The sequence below is a fragment of the Blastopirellula sp. SH421 genome (assembly GCF_057808535.1).
In genome coordinates, this window is record NZ_CM173712.1 from 6568882 (window position 1) to 6589178 (window position 20297).

Genomic DNA, 20297 nt, shown 5'->3' on the forward strand with positions numbered 1-20297 from the left:
AGAATTAGAATTGTTCAGTAATTGTTAAAAGGTGTACTTGAAATCAACAGTCCCTTCGAGTATGGCGGAAGCCGAAAGCTCAGCGTTGGCCTCTAAAACAAATTCGGCATCCGGAAGCTTGTGGGCTTGGAGGGAAAACTCAATCCCTTTGTTGACTTCCAAGGTTGCAATGTTGTGTTTGACACGAGATCCAACAAAGACAACCGCAGCAGCTTCTAGTCTTGCATTAATACTGCCCGAAACTGATAAACCTATTTTCTCTGGGGCGTCCACCTCTTCGGTTGACGATATTGTTAGACCTGAAATTCCATATTCCGGTTCATTCCATTTTCTGGGTTTCTGAATCCTTCCCTTAGAATCATGAATGAAGGCTCCTCCATCTTTTGTCCCGATTGCCTGGTGCGCGTTGGGGTCTTTTGTCGAAGCATTCTTACCTATCCCCAATCCTGCACCAACTGTAGCTTTTAACGCAAGGGTCAACTTGCCCGAAGCTGTGATGGAGGGACGAACTTTCTCTCCGTCTTTACATTGCGTGATCGCAATTTCACCGCTAATGGTTAAGTCGCCGGTCAGCATGCCGGCTGGTGGGATTAAAATTACTCCCAATAGGAAGTTTATCGAGGGGAGGGGGAAGGAAAGTTTTCCATTATCAGCTAAGTTGTTCGCTTTTGCCACGATTAAAGGTTTAATTTGAGTCTCGAATACCTTTTCAATATACGTTGATATTGGTGGGAACTCAAATTTCTTAGCTGTGAACATCTTGGAGGAGGCAAAACTTACTCCGGGAGCATTGTAATCAACAGTGCCTCCCCAACCTACTAAACCACTAGGATCCACTCCATTCAGATGACTATTCCCAACATACCGATATAGATTCACATCCCCCGCCGCAAATCCAATCGGATCCTCACTAATCCACCGCCCTAGATCCGCGTCATAGTACCGCGCCCGGTTGTACTGCAGGTCGCTTTCCTTATCTCGATCGCGTCCGGTGTAGGCGTAGATGTGGTCGATCGCGGCGTTGGTTTCGCTGACGATGTTTCCAAATGCATCGTAATCGATGCTGTTGGCGATTGTCACGTCTTTGGTGACCGCGTCGTAGTCGGCCAGGTGGCGGATGCTTCCTAGGTGGTCGGTCGCGGCCCAGAGGACGTCGCCGGCGACGGCGTCTTCGTCGGCGATCACCTGGTCGATGTTGGGGCCGTAGAGGTACCGGTTGAGGATCGTTCCGTCCCCGTCGGTTCGCAGGGCGATTTGTTGGCCGTCGTAGTAGTAACGTTCTTCGCTATCGCCGGCGTCGGCCAGGTCTCCGTCGCCGTTGGCGTCGATTTCTTTGGCGATGCGGCGGCCGAAAGCGTCATACGCGTAGACGACTGTCTTGAGCGTCGCGTCGAGCGAGTCTTTCTCGGTGATACCGATCAACCGATTCCGATGATCCCAGCTGTAAAGAATGTACGCGCCGGTGGCGATCTCGGTGCGGCGAATCCGATTTCCTTCGGCGTCATACAGGTAATTGTAGACGCCGTTGGCGAGGATCTGGTTGTTCGGGCCGATCACATAGGCGCCGCTGATCCGATTGCCGTTTTCGTCATAGGTGAACGACTGATCGGCGCCATCGCGATCGATATCGGTCAGTTGATTCGTATCGTCGTACGTGAAGTCCTGGTTGCCGAAGACAAAACTGTCCCAGCCGGTCAGACGATCGGCATAGTCGTACTGGTAGTCGTTGCTATCAATCACCGACCGGCCATCTAAATTGCCGACGATCTCACCGGACAGGGTGATCGAGAAAGACGATTCGTCGTCGTCATTGGTGGTGAATTGAAGTTGCCCCCCGTAACTGCCAGACGCAACCGCAACCAGCCTCACCTGAATCGTCGTCGCTTGCCCGGCGGCGATTGCGTTGAGCCCCGCAGCGCCGATGACCTGGTATCCGACGGGGACGGTGATCTGGCTGAGGTAGAGCGTGTTGACGCTGGGATTGCTGATTAACAATGACTTGGTGACGGATGTCCCTTCCGGCGTCGAGCCAAAGTCGATCACGGCGTCAACCGCAAGCTCGTCCCCATCTAGGATGAGGGCGATCTCAGCGTCCGGGGCGTCGTAGCTGAGGTGAAACTGAAACACCCGGCCATCGCCAAGAGTAACGGTCAAATTGCCGGTTTGATTTGCAATCAGACCAGGCACAGACGTCAGCGAGAAGGCATGCGTCGCGGACGCGGCGTATGCCCCAAGTACGACGCCGCTGAGGGCGAAGTTTGGGTTGTCAACCGTGACACTGCTAATGCTGAACGCACTGCTGCCGAGATTGGCTAGTTGGAGGGAAGGAGCTGGTGAAGCGTAATCCCACGCGATTGTTTCTGACGGAAAGAGGTTGCCGCTACTAGTGACAACCGCCGGCGAACTGCCTAGGACCGGGGAGAATTCCGAAGTATTGCCGCCGGTGTCGGTCGCCGTCGCGACGAAGTAGTTGTAAAAGGAGACGTTTACTGGAAATGAGAATGACGCATTGCCGCTTCCGTTGGTGTTGACCGCCGTACTGCCCAAGTAAACATGGGCGGAACCAGGCGAGACGCCGCCGTAGACATCGACGTAGTAAGTTTGATTCGGCTTGGAATTGAGCGTCCCGGCGGCATTGGCGCCCAGTGAAGTCAAGATCGGGAAGTTTTGGCGATTGTTGGCGCCGCCGTCTGCGTCCCCGGTATCGTTGGGGGTGACGCCGTTGTTGTCTAGATCAATCGGCAAACCGTTGTTACCAAAAATCTGATTGCGTCGCAGAAGATTGCCCGTAGAAGAAGAGTCGGTAATCACTATTCCACCACTCCCGTTTCCGGCGATGGAGTTTGCTTCTTCGTTGTCGCGAACGCCATCTACGTTGGAACCAATGCGATTGTTAACAGAATTGTTATCTAACACGATACCGTACAGCAAATTTCCAAGCAGAGTCTCACCGTCCGCTTCCAGCCCCACTAAATTCCCCGCAATCACATTGCCCGAGGAGTAAGAAATGATTATGCCGTGCAATGAATTGCCGGACACGAGATTCGCTTCATCTTCGTCTCCTGCGCCATCGCTGTTGGTTCCTACGACGTTGTTGTTTGCGAGGCCGCCAACATAGATGCCGTAGTTAGCGTTCCCGATTGCAACCGTCCCCGAAGCGTTTGTGCCGATCTTATTGCCACTCACGCGGTTTGCTTCGGCATAGGACGCCACGACGACTCCGCTGCCTAGATTCCCAGAGACTAGGTTTCCCTCCACGTCATCACCTAAGCCGTCTCCGTTGGTCCCAATAATATTGGACGAAGCATTGGTGAATACTACGACGCCGTGAGCGCTATTCGGAATGGCGAATTGACCACTTAGATCGACTCCAATTTTGTTACCTGATACCTTATTGCCCGAGGTTCCTACATCGGTAATCAAAACCCCATCACCCAAATTCCCAGAGATCAAATTGCCTTCGAGGAGATCACTGACCCCATCGCCGTTTGTCCCGATGGTGTTGTTTTGAGCGGCGGAGGAAATCGAAACGCCATGAGCAGTATTTGCGATTGCAGACGTCCCTGCAGCGTTCGTTCCGATTTTGTTGCCGCTCACGTTCGTATAAGCGGCTCCACTGTAGATCAAAATGCCCTCAGAGGTGTTGCCCGAGATAACGTTCCCTTCGTAGGCGTCGCTGACTCCATCGCCATCGGTACCGATCACCGTGTATTGGGCATTGCCATGCACAAGTACGCCGCGGGCATTCGCCATCGCCGTCGCGCCTGTCGCATCGACGCCAATATAGTTTCCGGCAATGACGTTGTGATTGGTGCCGCTTCCCGTAATAACGATTCCATTGAGAGCGTTGCCAGCAACAAGATTGCGGCGAGTGCTATCATTCAGCCCGTCGCCGAGAGCGCCTACAGTGTTGTAACTTGCCCCCGCTTGAATTTGGATTCCTTCATGCGAGTTCCCTAGATCGATCAGCCCGTCTGCTCCGACGCCAACGTAATTTCCGGCGATAATATTGTTCGTGACGCCGCTTCCACTCAGCAGGATGCCGTCAAGTGCGTTACTGGTGATGACATTGCGTTCCAGATCATCATTGATTCCATCGCCATCGGTTCCGATGATGTTGTCAGATGCACCGGAATTTAAAACAAGACCATTTCCGGTGTTGTTGGTGATCACATTTCCTGCGATGTGATTGTCGTCACCAGTAATGACGATACCTGCCTCGGTGAATCCTGACACTTCCAGACCGCTTACCATGGACCCCGCCGAATTAATACGGAGACCGACAGCAATAGGCGCGAGCTTACTTATCGAAACGGAATCGAGTTTGACATATGCACGGTCGTGCCAATACGTGCGTAACTGCAGGTTACTCGTTGATGGAGTAACGAAATCTAGGGTGAAATCTTGATAGGTGTATGCATTCTGGAACTGCGACCGAGTGATCACGCGACTGGCAATTACCCCCCCCTGGGCAATGTCGTAGACATCGATGGTCACAATCGAGGAATTGAACCCCGCGTTACTGTCGATCATTAGATTGAAATGAGCAGTGTGTTGACCGGCAGGGATTGTCGTCGTGTACGGACCGTAGGCAAGATGCTGTGCGCTATCCTGGGCTGTGTTCGCCGACCAGCCGTCTCCATCGAGACGCCCGGTATTGTGGTAAAGGTCTGTTTCCGCTTGGTAGATGCCCTCGGTGACCTGGGTCACTGGAGTGATAGAGACGGAATCAAGTTTGACATAAGCGGTGTCGTGCCAATAGGTGCGGAACTCCAGGTTATGATTGGGATTCGTAGTAAAGTTTAGATCGAAATTCTGATAAGTCATGGCGCTGAGAAATTGGGTTCGCGTGATGACGCGACTGGCAATTACTTGACCCAGTGTGTGGTCAACCACGTCGATCGTCACGACTTGCTGGTTATTTGCCGTGTTGTTGTCGATCATCAGCTTGAAATTCGCCGTGTACAGTCCGCCAGGAATAGCAGTCGTATACGGACCATAGGCCAAGTACGACGCACTGTCCTGGGTCGTATTCGCCGACCAACCATCGCCATCCGCTCGGCCAATAAGATGGTATAGATCGGCTTCGGCTTGGTAGGTGAATCCCCCTGCTTTGACGATGATAGTCGGCGTATCGGATTCCGGATCCTGTGAATATCCGTCGATTAGCGTTTGATCTGAGATCTCAGGAAGCTCTGACCAGAGGCTGATTTCATAAGCACTGCCAACTATTCCGGGATCGCTCGTCGGAATATCGAACAGGATCTGCTGAATGCCAGGCGTTGTGTTAGCGTATTGAATCGCGGCGCGGAGCGTCACTTCAGCGACGCCTGCCGAGTTGTTTTGACCCGTCCAGGCAATGCCGTCGCCTGAATTGCTGTCGGCCAAATCTCTCGTGGAATTGACAACAATTGTGCTGGCGATTGGCAGCACTTGGCCGGAGAGTGCGAAGTTGAAAGTCCCATCTTCAGCACCGTTGGTGTCAAAACTAATATCGCCGGCGAAGGTGCCATCGGACGCTGCGTCCAGACGAATGGCGAAGGTCATTTTTTCGCCGGGAGCAAGAATATCAGTGTCAAAGTCTTTGGCGAGCGTATAGCCGCTAGGCAGCGAGATATCGCCAAGATGGAGATCATTGGCTCCGGTATTGGTGATCACAAAGGACTGTGTGCGCGAGCGTGTTTCGGCGGTGGTCGAGTAGGTGAAGCTGCTTGAGTCGTCGACGATCGGCGTGGTGGAATCGAATGGAGTGATTGTCATCGTGGTCGATTCGGCGGGATCTTCTCCCTCAGGCGGAATCTGGGGCAGATCATTCGAATCGGCGGCCGTTGTCAGCAGTTCGGTCAGACGAAGCAACGCGTCATAAGAATAAGTTGATTGCATCACCAAATCGGCGGCGGTCAGATCTTCGTACCGATCGATCGACGTGAACTGATTGTTGACGTTGTAGGAAAAGTCAACCCGCTTGTCGACGCTAACGCCAGTCTCTTGAAGACTGACTAACCGATTGCGACCATCGTAGGTGAACTGACGCTGTGCATCCGCAACGCCGTCAAACGTCGCATCATACGTCAGCCGATTTCCGATGGCGTCAAAGGTTTGCTCGATCGCATAGGATTTGCCGCCGTGCGTTTGCCCTGCTTCCGTCTGCCGTCCGAGACCGTCATACGCAAAAGTCAGGGTCGAATCACTGTCACTGGCTGCTGTTAGCTGGCCAAAGGCATCGTAGTCAAACTGCAACAAATCGACCTGAGATCCTGCCAAGCTGGTGTACCAAGCCTCGCCACGAAGACGGTTGCGATCATCGTAGTCATAAATAATTTTGCGACCATTTCGGTCAATATATTGCGTTAGATTACTCGCTTTGTCGTACTCGTACGAGCGAACCGCATTGAGCGGATTCGTTTCCGATTCAAGCCGTCCCAATGCGTCGTAGGACCACGAGGTAACATTGTCCTCTGGATCGCTGAGCGTTAGTCGATTACCGCGGAAGTCGTACGAGTATTCCGAAACTCCTCCTTCGGCATCGATCATCGATGTCATCCGATCGAGCGTGTCATAGACGTACTGCGTCTCATTTCCAACCGGATCAGTCATCGAGACCATTCGTCCCCAACCGTCGTAGATGTAAAGTCTAGATGGCGCTGGAAGTGCGTCTGCCGTGTCAGGATCGATGGTCTGGATCTCTTCTAAGAGGTTATTGCGACCATCGTAGATATAGCGAACGCGTCGGCCTTGTGCGTCATAACCGAAAGTAGTTCGACCGCGAGCGTCGTAGCTGAAGTTGTAAACGCGAGCCAATTCCGGACCGGCGCCATCGGGATCAGGCGTCGTCATCGAAGTCATTTGATCAAATTGGTCATACGCGTAAGAAGTGACGTTGCCGTTGGCGTCCGCCTGGCTTAAAAGTCGTCCGATCAGATCGTAAACGTAGCTGACCTCCACGAGATCACCAGAAACAAGTGGGTCTGGATCCGGATAGATTACTTTGATCGTCCGGCCGGCGCCATCGTATTCGTAACTAGTGACGCGAGCCAGGGAAGAGGAAACCTCGTCAGGACTGACCGTTGTCGATAATGTCCAGCCGAGGTCATTGTACGTCATGCTCGTTTTAAGCGCGAGTTCTGGGCCATTTCCATCGGGATCGGGGGTTAAAACTCCGGTCAAATTGTCATGCAAATCGTATTCGTATTGCGTGAAGTTTTGGAGCGGATCAATTTCAGCGATAACGCGGCCGAACGCATCGTATTGGGTTTGGTAGGTCGGCGCTCCGCTCCCCGGATCAGGCATAGTCGTCGTAATAACGCGTCCCAGGTGGTCATAAATGTACGAAGTCGTATAGCTGGTCGCGGCCACATCACCGGGGAGAATCCCTGAGATAGTTTCTGAAATGAGACGCCCAGCAGCATCGTAAGCGAAGGTCTGCTGTGATTGGCTTCCATCAGGATTGGGTAAGAGGATTGCGATCTGGCGACCGCGTGCATCGTACTGGTACTCAGTCGTACGGGTGACACCATCGGCTGTTTCGTGGATGTATTGCAGTTCGCCGAACCCGTTGTACACGTAAGACGTTTCGGAGCGACCAGTTTCTCCTTCAAAGGAATATTCTGGAGAAAGCATCCGAGAGATGCGCCCCAGCTCGTCGTACTCATAGATCGTGCTGGCTGGCCGCGCTACCGAAGCAGGGGCGCCGTTATTCACGGTCGTGTATAAGGTTAGTGAAAGGCCGTTAGAATTTTGGAATTCGTAGCCATTGTGGAGGTAACTGCCGGTCGAATCATAGTAGTTGGAGGAGACCCGTAACGAGCCAGAGCCTTTTCCCAACTGCCGAAATACGGCGTTATTTTGGAGGTTAAGCGTTGTCGCTGCGGCGTACTCTCTGAAAAATGTCATTCCGTCTGGATCGGCCAACAGGGTGCCCTGAGCGGTATATACGGCCCGCCCCCAATCACCATAGCCGGTCGCGGTAATACGGCCGAGCGGATCGACCTGCACGGTTTGACGTCCCATTGCGTCGTAAGCGTAGGAGTACGTAGGAAGATTGAGATCATCGCCATCAGGATCGGGAAGCGTTACCGAAATTACGCGGCCATCGTCATCATACCCATAGGTCGTAACCCGGCCTTCGGCGTCGGTGACCGCGTGGAGCCAGCCGTTCTCGAAATAATCGTAGAAGGTCGAAGACAGCTCGCCGTCGCCATCATGATCGGGACGTTTTTCTTCGATAACACGGCCGTGATCGTCGTACACATACTGCACGCTACGAGAAACGGAGTTCGCGGAGTCTGTTTCGATTGTTTCGACAACAAGTCCCTTGGAGTCGTAGACATAGCGCATCACCGGGGACGAGAGGGGGCCGCCGTCATCAGGATCGGGCATGATGACTTCGACTTGGCGACCGAGTGCGTCGTAAAAGTACTCTGTCGATTCGCCCAGTTCGTTCGTTGACTTGGCTAGATACCCTTCTCCCATGGTGTAGTCATAAGTAACGCTGGCTTCATCGGCGGTTCCTTTGGCGTAGGTGATTTTGGTGACGTTGCCATCGGAGTTGTAATCGTAGTCGGTGATGCGGTTGCTTGCGCCCGAAACAAAGGTAATCAAATCGACCAGCCCAGCGGGCGCCGTCACGCCTGTTCCTCTCGTAGTGTACGTATACGTCGTGACAAGATCGTTTTGTTCGGAATTAGTAAGGTCATTTTCACCAACGATCTGCCGCTCGGTCAGCGTACGGCCCGTGGTCGAATCCAGCGTATAGAGTGTGATGGCCCCGCGCTGGTCGGTGTACGACGTCGCTTCATTGAAAGTAAGGTCGTATGCCCAAGATTCGGTGGTTTGATCTGGGTGGGTGATTTTCAGCAGGTTGCCGTGCGTGTCGTACTCGTAGACCGTGACGTAGCTAACCTCGTTGTTATATCCAGGACCATCCGGGTCGGGCTGCGTGACGGTGATGGTACGGCCGGTTTCGGTCTCTACGCGATCGTAGGTGGTGACGTTTCCTTCGCCGTCAATCTCAAGAATGACGCGACCGAACACGTCGTATTGCATCTTCCGTGTTACGCTTTGGGTGTCGGAGACTTTCTCGGTGATTTCGGCGTAGACATTCTTTGTCTTCATCAGCGTAGCCGGCTGGGTTTCTGTCCCGATGATTCCCGCCGCCGAATCGACGAGCCCTGCTGTCACCCAAGATTTGTAGGTCGACTCCCCGCCGCCGCTGTGGGTGATGTGGTCGACGTAGCCTAGCGAGTCATAGGAAAGCGTTTCACCGCCGTTCGGTGTATCGATCGATTGCAGTCGTCCTAACGAATCGTAGCTGTAGGTAGTTTCCAGCACATCCGTCGAGTTTGCACCGGCAGGATCCGTCTGTCGAACTTTGGATAGTACGGTGGTTGGAACGCCGCTGACGGAAACGACCTTGTAGTCATAGTTGGTGATGATGCCGGTAAAGTCCGTTACCGATTCCAGTCGCCCATCCAAGTTGTATTCAAAAGTCTTCGTTCGATTGCGGTAATCGGTGATCGATTCAATGGAAGTTGAGCCGAGCTTGTAGGTATAGCTGGTCTTATTGCCAACCCGCGATTCCGCTTCGATCAGTAGGCCGGCTTCATCAAATTTGTACTCATCGCCACCGGCCATGGTGATGACGTACTTCCAGTCCTGGCCGGTGACTTCGGTAATTAGGGTATAGCCGTATTCGCCTTCAGGGCGAGAGAAGTCGCCGTTGGTGTCGGGAAGAAATTCATAGGTCCCCCCGTTGCGTTGCCACAGGATCCGACCAGCTTTCACGAACAGCCGTTCCGAATCTTGCTGTCGCCAGTTCTGGCTTAACTCGGGCGAATTGTAGTTCGTAATCGTCTTTGTTCCACTGAACGCATCGACTTTGTCAGGCGTCCCTCCAGCGTAATGCTCGATGACTTCCATCAACCAATCGTACGATCCGGTCGCCAATCCTGCCACATTGATGGGGACGGAGATGCGGTAGTCCTCACCGGCAACCATCCCTGCGGAATTATAGAAAGTCGAACGAACTTGGCCTTGAAAAGAAGTCCGGACTTCGATGCTCGTAGCATTCGTCACCGACGCGTCAAAGGGATGGTCGACCGCCAGAGCGGTTTGCGCAGGAGTTGGATTCTGATATTGAACATTCTGCCCCGGTTCAGATGCTTTTATGCCGCCCTGACTGAGAGATACCGAGCAGCTTGAGCCCATGCAGGTGCATTCGCACTCATCAGGGACATCATCTACAACGCGGACGTATCTGGAATCAGTAATCGTGATCGTCGCGGTGTCTTGACCTGGACGGATCGAATAGGTTGGAGTACCGCTGGTGTCCTCGACTACCATCAATTTGGCAGATTCATTCGATTCCGTTTCCTGATCAACGTTTGCCGAGAAGGTCAAAGCAACCTCCGTCTCGTCGGCCGCAAACGTAACCTCCAACTTTTGGCCCGTCAGGACCGTGATAGACTGGCTATCGCCCGACGCGGAATAATCAAGACCGAACTTCGCTTCGACATCGACCAAATCAACATAAACCGTCAAGGGATTATCCTTGCCGGCTTCCGAGCGATGGACCATCAGCCCGGTAGTCTCCCCTTCTTTGACGCTTCCAGACGGCGGCGTAATCCAGACACGCGTCATCATGTTGTCGACGATCAGCATCGACTCTGAGTCGTCGGTCATACTGTCGTCGTCGACGTCAGCCACGACATAGTAATTCGGTTGATTCTTCGATTCCTCTGGATCTTTGGCGATAATGCTGACGCTGATTACGTCCCCTTCGGTCTCCTCGTCGTCCGTCGGACTTACCGTCAGCAGTATCTCCGATTCGTTCGCCGGGATGACGATCTGACCTTTGTAACGATCCTTCTGCTGTTGCGGGTCAAACTCTTTGGAAACCGAACTGCTCAGAGAGAAATCTTCGCCAAGAGTCGCTTCGGTATCCAACCAGAAAGCGATTGTCAGCGGATTTGACGTATCGGTTTCGCCGGACTGTTGACGCGTGAAGATAAAACTAGCTGGCGTGGGGCCTGCTTCCTTGGCGTCACCGTCTTTCGTGACTCCTACTTCCCACAAGTCGTTGTCCTGGATGTAGACGTTGACAGTATCATTGCCCGTGTCGATTGAGTACTGGCCGCCGGAGGTTTCGGCGATTGTGATACTTAACGTTTCCTGCTCTTCCCACAGCGCGTCATTTTTCGCATCAATCTCAATCGTGACAGAATCTTCGCCAGCAGGAATTTCATACGTGGTTGGATTGAGCGAATAATCGCTGCTTTCGGCGTCGCCCCCGAAAGAAAGACTGAACATGAGAGCGGGCGCATTTTCTAGTGAACCACTGCTTGTGCGGGTAACGGTAATTTTGCCGTTCTCGCCGTTTTCGATAGCGGTGCTCTTGCTCTCTGCAATTGCGATTGAAAGAGCGGGGGCGACGACATAGCCGGTGACGTAGAAATCAAATGGAGTTTCGTCGCTATCGTTCGTCGTAAACGAAATTTCACCGTCGTATTTGCCTGGCGTCGTTGCGTCGAGCGTGATTTCAAATACCGTGTCATCCCCAGGCGCGATCTTCGATTCGCCAAATACTTGGGTGATCGTATAGCCGCTGGGGACGCTCAAGGGATCTAGGGTGAGATAGCCGGTTCCAGTATTCTCGACGCGAAACTTTCGAGGAAGCACCCCGCCGACATCTACCGATCCAAACGCAAAGTCAAGCTTGCCGTCGGGAATTTCGCTTCCGGAAACTTCGTCATCATAGACTTCGATTTCCGGAATACCGTCCACGAAACCGGTAATCGAAAAGTTGTACGGACTTTCGTCGCTGTCGTTGTTGACGAAGGAAATCGTGCCTTTGGCTTCTCCAATGACAGTCGCATTCATCTGAACCTGAAACGTCGTTGTTTTGCCAGCTTGCACGGTCGATTCGGCAAAACCGCTTGTCAAAGTGAAGTCACCGGTAACCGAAATTGAATCCAACGTTAATGGAGCATCTCCAGTGTTTTCAACACGAAAAGTACGCGGAATAGGAGAGCCGAGTTGGGCATCGCCAAAGTTGACTTCGCCGCTATCGTCAACAATTGCCATTCCGCCAGTCTCTTGATCAAAGAGGCTTATTTCCGCCCCTGTAACCGTTCCGGTGACCATGAATGTGTAGGGATCATCGTCACGGGTATTATTCTCGAAAGAGATTTCGCCATAGTACTCGCCGCGCGCACTTGCATCGAGCTGCAACGAAAAATACGCCCACTCGTATTGCGACAAGCTCGTTTTGTCAAAGCCCGACCCGATTACGGTGTAGCCACTAGGAACGTCAATCGAGCCAAGGGTTAAGACGCTGGACCCAGTATTGACCACGCCAATAGTGCGTACTAGTGGAGTCCCTTCAGGCGTGCTAAGGATGTCGTAAGTGTCGTAAATATATAAATTGCTCTCGACTTCTCTCAGGTAGGGAATGTGGGGGCCAGTGACAATGCCAGCCAAAGAGAAAGAATAGACGGACTCATCTTGGTCATCCGAGAAAACAAACGCCGTCGTATTGTAACTACCCAGACTCAGCTGGTCCGCCAAAAAGGTGATCGTAAAAACAGCAGATTCACCCATGTGAATGATATTTCCGCTGCTAGGCGGCGTGAGCGAGTAGGCGGTCCCTGCTGGAGCGTCGTTGATGTGGAATCCACTGATATTGAGATCGCCGTGGCCGGTGTTTTCGATCCGAAACTCGTGCGATTCAGGAGCGTTGTAGTCAATCGATCCAAAATTAAAACCTCCAGATCCATCGACAATCTCGCTTCCCCCTACCTTTTCGCTGTAAATGATGATTTCAGGTTTATCAACGACCACGCCGCTTATCTCGAAGTTGAATGGATTCTCGTTCGCATCATTGGTAACGAACGATATCTGTCCTCCATATTCTCCAGCCGTGGCAGCGTCCAGTCGTAAGTTAATGTTTGTCGAGCTTTTGGCGCTGATCGTTGTCGACGGCAGCGGCGATACAAGCGAAAACCCGTAAGGCAAACTGATTGTTCCCAGCGTTAAGTTTGTGTCTCCCAGATTCTTGACCGTGAATGCCCTCGTGACAGGTATGCCAGTGGGCGTCTGCAGAAAATCATATTCGCCGACATTGTCGGCGATTTTGGTGGCCCACTGAAGCACTTCTATTTCTGGACCGGTCGCGTTGCCGACGAGTTTAAAATCAAATGGGTTCTCATTGCTGTCATTCGTTACGAATGTGACGACGCCTTTCGTTTCTCCACCATCCTTTGCGTCGAATCGAAGCGTAAAGTTTGTGCTTTGACCTTTGGTAAGCGTAGTTGCGCCAAAACCGCTCACAACCGTAAACCCCGCTGGCGCATTGATCGTACCCAGAGTCAGATCAGTAGTACCGCTGTTGGTGACTTGAAACGTATGGGTTTTAGAATTTCCCACCACGGTCGAATCAAAAATGTACTCGCCCGTTCCGTCAAGAATTAGATTTCCGCCCGTCGAATTGTCAAATACATCGATCTCCGGGCCAGGGTAAGTCGCAGAGATGTCAAAGTCAAAAACGCTTTCATTGCTGTCGTTGGAGTAGATGTAAATCTTACCGCTATGGTCGCCGGCATCGGTACCATTGCGCGACACGTAAAAGTCCATCGTTTTGTTCGGAAGAATTGTGTAACCATAAATGCTTCCGGTGAACGTGTAAGGATAGAAATCCCCCGTCGCGGTGACGCTAGAAACGACTAGATTCTCCGTTCCTAGATTGTGGATTGTGAAACCGCCGGAATTGCCGTTAAGCGCGAGGCTCCCTCCATCAACTATGTTTTGACCGCCATACGTTACGGCGATTTCGGGCCCTTCCTGCGCGACAGGAGCGGTGTAATTGAACTCTATGTACCCCAAGTCGGAGCTATTGAGTTCTGACCCGACCCAGTTCAGTTTTGCGGCTACATAATCCTGTGTCGGGTCAATATAGAGGAGAACATCGTGCCATTTTCCGTGCTCCAGATTGTCAGTAATAGTGATCCCGAGTGATTCAGTCCCGTTAATTAAAAAACCAGAACTTCCTGCCGTAATGTCGAGTTGGGACAGAGTCTCATCCATGGAGCTCACATTTTGAAACTGCAGAGGGATATATGATTTTCCGTTTTGGTCTACCTTGAGACTTCCTGGGTTGTTATCCAGGTCGTACACCACCTCGTCCGCGACTAGAGAGCCATCAATTTTCACCTGGACATCCGCCGCCAGCATCTCGCGCGAATCCAATGTCTCAAACCGAACAGGCCGAGCCCCACGGCGTTTCCGTTTTACCGCCCCTGATTGCAACTTCAAACCAAGACGAGAGAGGGTTTGCTTCCACGAGGAGAGGGGGAGGCGCATTCGTTGCACTCCGTTGCAAGAGGGAAAGAGAAGTAGCGATTGGGGACGAGTAATAGACCTGACAGCGGGTACCCCGCAAGGCGGTACAGCCACCCCATGCCAGCGTTGAAGCGATAGCTTATCCGCATATTGCGCTGGTTGCAACGGAATTTCCGGCGAAGTTTCCGTCTCGTGCTTGATTGACGCAAGTTATTTCAAGAAAGAGCCTTACGTCAGTCGTTGACGAATCTTGGTCAGCAGGAAATCAGCATAATCGGCTAAATCAGTATTTTCTAATGCGATTCCAGAATTCCTGCGTCACCTGCGGCGGTAGGCTGACGGCTCCCCTCTTCTGACAATTTGGAAGCACTTAAATAGGGCCTATCCGGCTTTGTTGTGGGCAATGCTGCAGTCCTACACATTAAAAGAAGCTTGCCTTTTTGCGGGTTGCTTGAATGTGATTGCCACCACCGCGGCACTCGTGATCCCGGTCGTGCTGCAACTGTCGACGTTCGCCAAGCGTTCTTTGAAGATTACGCGATCATTGTCGCCGACTCTGGCTTGGTGCGGAGCAAGTGGCGGAACCAGTGTTGGAGGTTGACGGTGTCCGATACGGCGTCGATGTAATCCGGTTTTTGTAGAACCCAGCTCTGTCGGTTTCGATTTACATTGCCTGGTTCAGCGCGTAAGCGCTGTTCTTTCTGCCGCACTTTGGCGACAGTTCGAGTCGACAGTCACGTCACATTCTCTTGAAGAGGATCGCTCGCGATCTTCGCTTCGACTAGGAGCCCATCTGCTTCGCGACCTTCGAATGAAGCTGGGCTCATGCCTGCCGCTACCGCTTCCCCCGCGCTCGCTGTTGTCCGAGTTCTGGTGCAACATCAGACAACTCGCCTCTTATAAATCTCCTGCAAATCACTTCCCCACGAGAGGGGCGGCAAGTAGACTTAGAGGGATTGAGGACTCACGATTTTTTCAACTGTTGAAGTCTAGAAAGCCATAAACAACATGGGCGGCTGAAATAAGCCGTCAGACAATACGATTTAACGCGTGAGCGTTAGGAACTGCCTCGTCCCGAAACCGCCAACTTGAGCCGTAAGGCTCTCGATCGACAGAAGCAGCAACCTAAACCACGCCCCGTAAGGGGGCGTCGGCTAGGTGCTGTTCTGTCGTGCCTCTTGGCGGAGGTCGGGACGAGCGGGCTTGGTTCGGCGTCCCTTTTCTTTTTGCGCTCAACCAAACTTCTGCGCTTGCGTGATCCATCAATCTCTATGCGAGGTGAGATCATGCGAAATCTGACTACTGATCCTACATCCGTTGAGCCAGCACATTGTTGGCGACGCGGGGGGCTCTCTCTGACGCTAGCGCAGCTCGTAGGCGTCCTTGTCTGGCGCTGCGATGAACTGCTTTTGACATATTCGCTCGTGGAAATAGCGTCGCAAACGCGTTCCTGTCTGAGCGACGAAATCCAATCCATTCATCAGGTGCGAATATGAAAAATCAGCAACCGGCGATCTGGTATGTCCGCACGCCGGCAGGCGTGCATGGGCCATTTACTACGGAGCAGCTTAAACAGCATGGAGAGCAGGGATTTGTCTTCGATGACTTTGAAATTCGGAGGGGAGTCGACGGCGATTGGGTGTTGGCGGAGAACGTACGTGGCTTGAAAGTTCGTGAACAAGCGAGTGCGCCTCAGCCGCCTCCGGCCCCCACAGTTCGTATTAGACCGCCGATGATGCGCCGGCGTCAGAACTCGCAATTCGTGAAGCTCGGACTGGTGGTGGGAGTTCCGGCTGTGTTGTTGGCGTTTGGCGTGTTGATGATTTTGATCGCCAACTCCAAGCGAAGCCCGCAATCTAGAGAAGACACTAGCACCTACATTTCACCAAATTCAGGCCAGCCGCTCGTTACCTTTGGCGTCCCTCCGATGAAGCCGATGTCGACTCGCGAGATCGTGCAGGCCAATGAGCGTTCGGTGTTTTTGCTTCAGGGTGCGGTGGCGAGCGGGACCGGCTTTCTCGTCAATGATCGGATGATCGTGACTAATAGCCACGTCGTCGCTCCAGAAGCGGTAAATCCAGCGACCGGAGAGTTTGTCAGTCTAATGGCCTATTGTCCCGCGGCAGAAGTTGGGCGCCGTGGTCCGTTTCGAGCGACCTTATTGGTCGAAGATACCGAGCATGATTTGGCGGTTCTATTGCTACGTGACAAGGTTGAATTTTCGCCTGTTGTAATTGCGAGGAACTATGAATTCCAACGTGGTCAGGAGATTACGATCATTGGCCATCCGATTTTATCGGGCAGCGAAATACTAGAAACTGCCGTCACCAAAGGCGTGTTGAGCACCGTTCACAAGCTAGATGGTATCGATCACTACCAAATGGGAGCGGCCGTGAATCCTGGTAACTCTGGCGGGCCGGTCTTTGACGGGTTTGGCCAGGTAATTGGCGTCGTTCGCTCAAAATCTCGGAGCGAGGAGCAGGTTTCATTTTGCATCCCGGTCGCTTGGGCGAATCTCGACATTCTCAGGGCGGATAACAAGTGGAGGACCGAGGAAGTGTGGGCGACGCACAACGCCATCGTTGCCGAAACTTTAGCCCAGCAAGCATCGCCTGCCGGTGCGTTCGCCCAATTAATAAATCCATCGGGGGAGACAGTGCTAGTAGCAATTTCTGCGACAGATTTTATGGCGGCGATCGATAGTGTGGCAACGGGAGACGGTTCGGTGTTTGCTCAACTTGTCGATTCCGGCCGTTGCATGCTAGTTCCGTCAGGGACCCACGTTCAGGTGATCGATCATATCGACCTGATTTATCGCATTCGGATTATAGATGGTCCCTACGCCGGCAGAACCGGCTTGGTGCCGATACACAACCTGCAATGAACTGGATGGAGATCACATGAACTTGGAAACGACGGGTGTCGAGAATCTGCGCAGCCACAAGTTGATCAGTCGCGAAGATGAGTTGAGTTGCAGCGTCTGCGGCGTTACTGGCGGACAGTTGCTTCGAGAACCTTGTGGTGATGCGGATCTGGAAATAGTCAGACCCTTGCCGCGAAGTACTTTCGAATCAAAGCCTGCGCATTACATTCCGACCAGTGGCGAGCACCAAACTGGTACTTCGACGAAGAGAAGTTCGTCGAGACGAGCCGCAGTGACGGATCGCTTGGTCACCGCAATGGAAACGTTTAAAACGGCCCAAACTAATTTCTATTGGGGACTGGGGTGGTCGGTGTTGTGGCTGTGGTTGATGTTTCGACCGGGCGGTGTTTTGAACGTGCTGGGCTATTTGTTCGGTACTGGCGTATTGGTGAACTGCCTAGCAATTCGCCCCTTTTTGCTGGCTAAGGCATGGTTCGAGCTCCAATCGCTTCAAACGCAGAGTGAGTTTTTTGAGGACGAATAGACAACATTCATCGTCAGTTACAGTCAACCGGAAATTGGTTTTACAAGAATTCAATTTCTTTAGGGAGCAGCTTTATCAAACACTTCCACAGGAAACAGCGGACGGCACTCATAACATGCATCCGCAATGGAAAGTCGTCGTTCGCGATCATTGCAATCTGCGCCATTTTCGGCTGCGGCATCGCGATCGTCTTGGGAGCGACACTCTCCAATCGAGAGCCTCCCCAAAAAATCGTTGCCGTTCAGCAGGCGTCCCTAGCGCAGCCAAGCCTGGCGACGATTCGACAACACATCTTCAACGAGCAAGTACTGCCCGCGGTTGCGGAAGCGGACCAGGCGAATCGTGAAGCGGCCGAGCGCTGTGTCGCGAGAGTCAGCGAGTCGTTTGACGATTATTCCGCAGGAATTGCTCCCTTTACCAAAGACGTCACCAGCTTGGGAACGAGACTGGGCGTCGTGGGGAGAGGGGCGAAAGATTGGTGGTATCGTTCTGACTCTGTCCGAACCTTGATCGCTGAAAAACTGGAAGAGCATGTTTTTTCGACCGACACGCTGCAGCGTGACCTTGAATCGTCGCTTACGATTTTTCAACAAGAGTTGGATGCGAATCGGAGCCAGATGCTTGCGCAGATTCAGGCCCGTACCGGCGAACTGGCGACATCCGAACTGCCACAATTGGACGCCAAAATGTTGACTACGGAGATCCTGGCTGAGTTGCAAAAAACATCCGCCGAGAGCGTCAGCCATGATGCGACCATTTATGTCGTCACCGAAGCGGGACTTATTGTCGCGGGGGCAGCGGTTGAGCAACTTATCGTTGGTATTGTTGTTCGACTAGGAAGCGCTGCTGGCGGAGCGACCGCAGGAAGTGCTGTGGTCGGAGGAGGGGGAGGCGCCGCTGCCGGGCCGATTGGCGCTGGTCTAGGAATCGCTGGCGGTCTCGTCGTGGGCCTGGTCATCGACTATTGGATTACCGAAAACACAAAAGCGACCCTTACCGATCAGCTGCAAGGACTACTGGGTGAGATGGAAACTGCCGTGTTGGATGGCGTCAACACTGACGAACCAGGAGGAAAGTCGCAGCCAGGTTTGAAGTTGATGCTGCAGAACAGTTGTGATCAACTCGAAAAAATCTATGGCGCGACGCTGCAACAGCAGGTTTTGGGGGAGGAAAAATGAAAACGGTCGTGGCGGTCTCCACCGTGGCGCTGCTGGTGACGCTCGCGTTTAGTATGGCCAGCGCCTCGCCGGCCTCTGCGCTATCGAAGGCGATTACACGCTTTTTCTCGAAGCAAGCGGCGACAGAGGGAGCGGAGCGACTTAGCCGAGAAGTGGGAGCAGAAGTGATAGAGCGCGTTTCGGGAAAGTTGTTGCGTGAGGGAGGGGAATCGCTGGTTGCGGAATCGGTGGAATTGGCGTCGCGACATGGGCCAGAGATTCTGCGTGCGCTCGATAACGCTTCCGCTCCCGGCAAGATTTTGGGCGTGCTAAAACAATTGCCGGAGTCAGAAATTCCGGAAGCGGCGGCGCGACTAGCGAGCGGATCGCGGGGCAAAGCGCTAGCCGAAGCGACCGAGGAGTTCGGCGCAGACGTTTTACGTAGTGAGATCCGCCATCCTGGCATCGGGTTGGAGATTGTGCGGACCTGGCCGAAGCAAGGAAACGCGCTATGCCGCGCCCTGCAGCGCGACGAGGCGATCACCTTGGGAAAGTATCTCGACGATCTTTCCACGGCGCCGCTGGAGCAACGAAACCAATTGCAAAAAATCATTGCCGCCAATCCCAATCGCTTCTTCACTTGGCTCAGTGAGTTCATCGAGAAAAATCCGGGTAAATCGATTGGTTCAGCCACCTTCCTGGCACTGTTCCTGCCCAACTCGGAACGGATCCTGGGCGGCGATGAGATTGCGTTTGATGAAAACGGCCAGCCGGTGGTGATTCACAAACTGGGAATACTCTCGGCGCCAATAGCGCAATTCACTGACACGCTTAACTGGGCTCTGGTCTGGTTGTTGGGAGGGGGCGGCGTGTTGGTATTGCTTTGGCTCGCCCGGTTTCTTGGGCTTCATCGCGGCTGGATCACGCGACAGAAGAAGCAGTGAGCGTTCCAGAAGTCGAAGACGCTAAATAATCGGCGATTTTGTGTCATAAAGAGTAGTGGAGGAAATTAGCGATCCGCAGCGATCGCTCCTGCGACAAAATTGATTCTTGTTTCCTGTTTCCGCCCCGAGGCGCCCGTTTGCGCGTCTCGGGGCTTTTTTTGTTTCTTGAAGGAGATTTCATGTCTCACATTGTTCACATTCAAACCGAGGTTCGTGATGTCGAGGCGATTCGCCTGGCGACCCGGCGTCTACAGTTGCCGGAGCCAACCTTTGGCGAAGTCCGGCTCTACAGCGCCACGAAGATCGGCTGGGCGGTTCGTCTGCCCGAGTGGCGTTATCCGGTCGTCGCCGACGTTAGTAGCGGCCGAATCGACTACTGAAGTGGACCCCAGTTTTCGGACCACGGGTTAAGGTGGATTTCTTCGGTTCCCTGAAGAGGATATCGTGGCGTCATC

The 20297-nt window shown here is 53.0% G+C and carries 6 protein-coding genes; 5 read left to right on the forward strand and 1 reads right to left on the reverse strand.

Annotated features, from left to right (window positions below):
• Positions 1-24: 24 nt before the first annotated feature.
• Positions 25-14355 carry a choice-of-anchor D domain-containing protein gene (locus SH421x_RS26660; protein ID WP_488853071.1) on the reverse strand — a complete coding sequence of 4777 codons (14331 nt, stop codon included), beginning with the start codon at positions 14353-14355 and terminating at the stop codon, positions 25-27.
• A 1471-nt stretch (positions 14356-15826) separates the two neighbouring features.
• Between SH421x_RS26660 and SH421x_RS26665 the strand changes: the two genes are divergently transcribed.
• From SH421x_RS26665 to SH421x_RS26685, 5 genes are all read left to right on the forward strand, one after another.
• Entirely contained in the window at positions 15827-17218 is a 1392-nt protein-coding gene (locus SH421x_RS26665; RefSeq protein WP_488853072.1) for a trypsin-like peptidase domain-containing protein, read from the forward strand.
• Between the two features lie 16 nt (positions 17219-17234).
• The gene (locus tag SH421x_RS26670; RefSeq protein ID WP_488853073.1) at positions 17235-17741 is read left to right on the forward strand and encodes a hypothetical protein; all 507 of its coding nucleotides are present in this window, start codon (positions 17235-17237) and stop codon (positions 17739-17741) included.
• A gap of 191 nt (positions 17742-17932) precedes the next feature.
• Positions 17933-18919: a hypothetical protein gene (locus SH421x_RS26675; protein WP_488853074.1), complete on the forward strand. Its 987-nt coding sequence runs from the start codon at positions 17933-17935 to the stop codon at positions 18917-18919.
• A complete protein-coding gene (locus SH421x_RS26680) occupies positions 18916-19842 on the forward strand; it encodes a hypothetical protein (protein WP_488853075.1) in 927 nt (308 codons plus the stop codon). Before SH421x_RS26675 ends, SH421x_RS26680 begins: the two co-directional genes overlap by 4 nt.
• Before the next feature lie 179 nt (positions 19843-20021).
• Positions 20022-20222, forward strand: a complete 201-nt coding sequence (locus SH421x_RS26685; RefSeq protein ID WP_488853076.1) for a hypothetical protein — start codon at positions 20022-20024, stop codon at positions 20220-20222.
• Positions 20223-20297: the final 75 nt, after the last annotated feature.

Coding starts and splice junctions, on each gene's coding strand:
- SH421x_RS26660 (WP_488853071.1), bottom strand. CDS start 14,355: ATGCGCCTCCCCCTCTCCTCGTGGAAGCAAACCCTCTCTCGTCTTGGT.
- SH421x_RS26665 (WP_488853072.1), top strand. CDS start 15,827: ATGAAAAATCAGCAACCGGCGATCTGGTATGTCCGCACGCCGGCAGGC.
- SH421x_RS26670 (WP_488853073.1), top strand. CDS start 17,235: ATGAACTTGGAAACGACGGGTGTCGAGAATCTGCGCAGCCACAAGTTG.
- SH421x_RS26680 (WP_488853075.1), top strand. CDS start 18,916: ATGAAAACGGTCGTGGCGGTCTCCACCGTGGCGCTGCTGGTGACGCTC.
- SH421x_RS26685 (WP_488853076.1), top strand. CDS start 20,022: ATGTCTCACATTGTTCACATTCAAACCGAGGTTCGTGATGTCGAGGCG.